Origin of the sequence: Massilia pseudoviolaceinigra (assembly GCF_030846505.1) — a bacterium.
Taxonomy (GTDB): Bacteria; Pseudomonadota; Gammaproteobacteria; order Burkholderiales; family Burkholderiaceae_D; genus Telluria_A; species Telluria_A violaceinigra.
Window position 1 is genome coordinate 1 of the sequence record NZ_JAVCWL010000067.1, and the last position, 4,175, is coordinate 4,175.

The 4,175-nt window shown below is 48.8% G+C and carries 6 protein-coding genes; 5 read left to right on the top strand and 1 reads right to left on the bottom strand.

Translation table 11 applies throughout. The annotated features are described in order from the left end of the window. From RBA40_RS32810 to RBA40_RS32830, 5 genes are all read left to right on the top strand, one after another. Positions 1 to 496, top strand: a 496-nt coding sequence (locus tag RBA40_RS32810) for a DUF4329 domain-containing protein (RefSeq protein ID WP_306653050.1), incomplete at its 5' end; no start/stop codon positions are given. Then, positions 493 to 924: a hypothetical protein gene (locus RBA40_RS32815; RefSeq protein ID WP_306653052.1), complete on the top strand. Its 432-nt coding sequence runs from the start codon at positions 493 to 495 to the stop codon at positions 922 to 924. The genes RBA40_RS32810 and RBA40_RS32815, both read left to right, overlap by 4 nt. Positions 925 to 1,005: 81 nt before the next feature. Continuing rightward, complete coding sequence (locus RBA40_RS33685; protein ID WP_374710584.1) at positions 1,006 to 1,554, top strand: RHS repeat-associated core domain-containing protein; 549 nt, start codon at positions 1,006 to 1,008, stop codon at positions 1,552 to 1,554. An 8-nt stretch (positions 1,555 to 1,562) separates the two neighbouring features. Then, entirely contained in the window at positions 1,563 to 1,904 is a 342-nt protein-coding gene (locus RBA40_RS32825; protein ID WP_306653054.1) for a hypothetical protein, read from the top strand. A 155-nt stretch (positions 1,905 to 2,059) separates the two neighbouring features. Beyond that, positions 2,060 to 2,494, top strand: a complete 435-nt coding sequence (locus RBA40_RS32830; RefSeq protein ID WP_306653055.1) for an Imm44 family immunity protein — start codon at positions 2,060 to 2,062, stop codon at positions 2,492 to 2,494. A 62-nt stretch (positions 2,495 to 2,556) separates the two neighbouring features. On the opposite strand, the gene RBA40_RS32835 is transcribed toward RBA40_RS32830, so the two are convergent. Continuing rightward, positions 2,557 to 3,822 (bottom strand): tyrosine-type recombinase/integrase, encoded by a 1,266-nt coding sequence (locus RBA40_RS32835; RefSeq protein WP_306653057.1) that lies wholly within the window; start codon positions 3,820 to 3,822, stop codon positions 2,557 to 2,559. Positions 3,823 to 4,175 lie beyond the last annotated feature (353 nt).

A 4,175-nucleotide genomic window follows, 5' to 3' on the forward strand; every position in this document is an offset into this window, starting at 1 on the left:
CCAAAGCGATCCCATTGGGCTTGATGGTGGTATTAATACCTACGTTTATGCTGATGGAAGCCCAATATTATTAAGTGACCGGCTTGGCCTTGCCCCGGGTGATATTTACTCGACGCCTGATCGAGCTGCGACGCAAGCTATTAGAGATGTCAATCCTCGTTCCATTAAAGAGAATCTTGAATACGGTGGGAGAATATGCATAATTTCAAAAAATAAATGCACGTATACACCACCGGTAAAAGGAACAAGGACACACGCGACAGGTATTCCTAATTGTCCGGCTAATCAATCTAATGGAGGGATTTATCACACACACGGAGATCATAAGGCCGGCTATTGGGCCACCGTGTTCTCAGGAGGGGATCAAACTATTTCAGATGCTGAAGGGATGCCAATATATTTGGGTAATCCAGACGGACTTATTTTAAAATATACGCCCATTCCTAATAAGCCATATGCAGGTAAAGTAATAATACTGGGAAGCGGAGCGAAATGAAAATTATGATGAAGAAGATAATATTATTGGCATCCTTAAATTTGTGGTTTGCATATTTACCCGCACAAGCTTCTTCTGTTGTTGAAGTGTCAATCGCTCAACTGATTGCTTCGCCAGAACGCTTTGACGGGAAATTGGTCAGTGTGGTAGGTTTTTTTCAAAACGAAATGGAAGAAAGCGCTATCTATCTTAATCGAGATGAGATGGTTCAAGCCATTCGTAAAAATGGAATTTGGATCGAGCTTAATTCCTCGCAAATGCAATCGATCACAAAATTACACAACGATTATGCAAAAATAGAAGGATTATTTAGTGCTACTGAGCGCGGACATTTTGGACTTTGGTCTGGATCAATTAAAGATATTAAAAAAATATTTAGATGGACTCCCCCACCGATCAAAAGAAAAAAATCGCTAACGGGGCATTAATTTTCGAAATGTTGATTCTATGAGTACAACTACCACAGGGATTATGATCCGCAGACGGGGCGATATATTCAATCTGATCCGATTGGCCTCAACGGTGGAATCAATACCTACGCTTACGTAGGTGGGAATCCATTAAGCAATATTGATCCAACCGGGCTGTGCGTCGGCCCGGTGATGGTGGCGTGCGTTTATATAGCCGAAAATACTGTTGGACTTCTACTTGTCGCCGAAGTTGGGATCGCTATAACAACTGGTGCAACAGTTCCAGGGCCGGCAGCAGGGCTGAGCAATTCCGCCAGAACTATCGCTCAAGAGGTAGGATCTGTGCAGGTTTTCTCTAATTGGGCTCGTGCCAAAAATGCGCTTGGATCGACAACGAGCAAACCAATACATCATGTCGTTGAGCAGTGCCAAGCCGCGCGTTCCGGTTTCCCTGTTTCGCGTATAAACACAACCGATAATCTTATTCGCATAGATCAAGTTGCGCATGATGCGGTTAGCAAGTATTACTCTACAAGTCTTCCTGGTCTTAAAGGCCAATTCCGTGACACATTGAGCGGAAAAACATTTGAGGAGCAGCACGCGGTTGGTATGGATTTGGTACAAAAGGCTTTGAACGGAACGCTATGAGGCACGCCATGGATGACAAAGATGATGTTAAGAAATTTACTGACAATGCGGCGGAGTATTGGGTTGAAATTAGAAGAGCAAATCCGAAGGGCGCGAACTCGTGCAACCGCCGCAACGATTCGATAGTTAAACGACGGGCGAGAGTCGGTGACGTCGTGGATTTTCTTAGTTTTTTTCTTGATTCTCCTCTACCCGATGTTCGTTTCGCTGCTGCCGCTTTCTTGCTCAATTACGATGCTAGCCCGCAGGCTATCGATGTCCTGCGGAAATTAAAATCTGCACAAGATGTGGGGGCAATGTCTGTCTCGGCAGGTATGATTCTTGACGCGCACAAGATCGAAAAATACTAAGGAACGGGCTCAAGGTGAGGATTAAATGCATGCGTCAACATAGTGTCTGAATTCGCAGATACTAAGACTGAATCATTAATTATGGAGAATGTCCAGTTGCTCAACTATACTATGCAAAGTGGTCATCTGCCTCCGGGTAACAAGGTGAGGCGCTAATGAGATTGAATATTCTGTCGGACGCTAATTGGCAGAGTAGAGTTGACTTAATTCTCAACTGGCTATCCAGCACCAGTTATCGACAGTTTTTCTCCGATCAAGATTACGGCGACGGTCTTTGTGGTGTTTCGGTTGTATTGATATGCCGCGATCCCGCTCTTAATTTTAAGCGACGTCTACGCCATTCTAAAAAAGAGAAAAAGCTTTATATGGATATTGTGCTGCCGCTGGAGGATTTCGTAAATGCAAATGCGGTGTCGCGAAAAGCCATGGTTATAGATTCGCTGCTAGTAGAGGTCCCGAAGATAGTTGCGAAATACAGCATTCCCGGATTCTCGGCAGAGCGGTTCTTTGTAGACTTCGCCGAAGTATTTTCGAATCTCAAGCAGCAAATCGGCATAGGGGAGATAGAGAGACAAGGTCAGACCTACTAAACGGACACGGGCTGATGGATAGTTAGAGAAACCGTTCCTGTTCTTCGGTGGCAGGCGCGGCACTAACCCGTTATTTTCCCGGCGCAAAAATCGGCCCACGTCTGCATAAGCATCGTGCGTTTCACGAGCAAGTCACCGCGTCGGTAAGCGGCTTCCACCTTGTCTGGCAAACTGTGGGCCAGCGCGTGCTCGCACACTTCCCGAGGGAACGAGTTCGCTACAGACTCGGCACACCAGTCGCGGAAGGTTGATCGAAAGCCGTGTACCGTGATATCTGGCCGGCTCATGCGCCGCAGCACAGCCGTTAAGCTCATATCCGACAGCGCTGTACCCTGTCGCCGCCCAGGAAACACAAGATCATCAACCTGTGGCATGCGCTTGAGGATGTCAACCGCCGAACTGGACAATGGGACACGATGTTCGCGGCCAGCTTTCATGCGTTCAGATGGGATCGTCCACAGCGCCCCTTCGATATCGATTTCGGCCCAGGTGGCGCCCCGCACCTCGCCAGAACGGCATGCCGTCAGAATAGCAAAATCTACCGCGCGCGCTGCGACACCTTCCCGCAACCGCAACTGGACCATGAACTCTGCCAGTTCCTGCCACGGCAAAGCCGGATGGTGTTCGACTCGTCCGAGTTTGTTCGGGTCAGCCAAGAGATTTTCGAGATGACCGCGCCACCGCGCAGGATTTTCGCCAACTCGGAATTTGCTTACCGTCGCCCAGTCCAGAATACTCTCGATTCGACCGCGCAGCCTAGTGGCTGTTTCTGTCTTGCTCTGCCAGATCGGATTCAGCACCTTGACGACAAGCGCCGTGTCGACTGATGCGACGGGCATCGCACCGATGATCGGTCCGGCGTAGGTCTCCAAGGTATTCTCCCATTGACTCGCATGCTTCGCATTCTTCCAGCTGCCACGGTGGGCAGCTATATACGCGCTGGCGCATTGATCGAACGTTATCATCTTCGCCCGATCCAGTGCTTCCGCGAGCTTGGTGGCACTGCGTGCTTCAAGTGGATCTTTTCCTGCAAGCAGAATCGTCCTGCACTCGCGCGCCTTGACACGGGCATCCGCAAGGCCTACTGTATGAAGAGGGCCAAGGCCCATTTCGCGCTGCTTTGCCGCAAACGTGAAGCGGAATATCCAGCTCTTAGTGCCTGACTTTGATACCTGTAGGTAGAGGCCAGCGCCATCACCATAGTATCCTGGCTTCGTGGTCTTGGTGACCGCCAAAGCGCTGAGCTTTTCGACTGTACGCGCCATTTTTCTACCCCCATTTGTACCCACATGTAAGAGGCGGATTTTAGCGTGATTGTGCGAACTCATGCGCACAATTTCATTAATTGTTTGGCGCAATTCAAGGGCGTAGCGGGATTAAACGGCTTTCAGCGGACTACGATTTGACGGACACCGCTTCCGCCAAGAAATAGTTTTGTGAAGTCTTTTGAAGTGCCAAAGCCCGCGACTCTCCCAGTGAGAACGCGGGTTTTTAGTATCTGGAAGTGCCACAAGATGCTTTGACAGCCCAGATTTTTAGGGGTAGTTTTGGGGGTATGCCCGATACCCTTAAAATACGATACCCCCAAAAATGCCAAAACTGATAGCACCTCTTACTGATATTCAAATCCGTACCGCCAAACCGCTAGAGAAACCGTACAAACTTTCGGATGGCGGCGGAC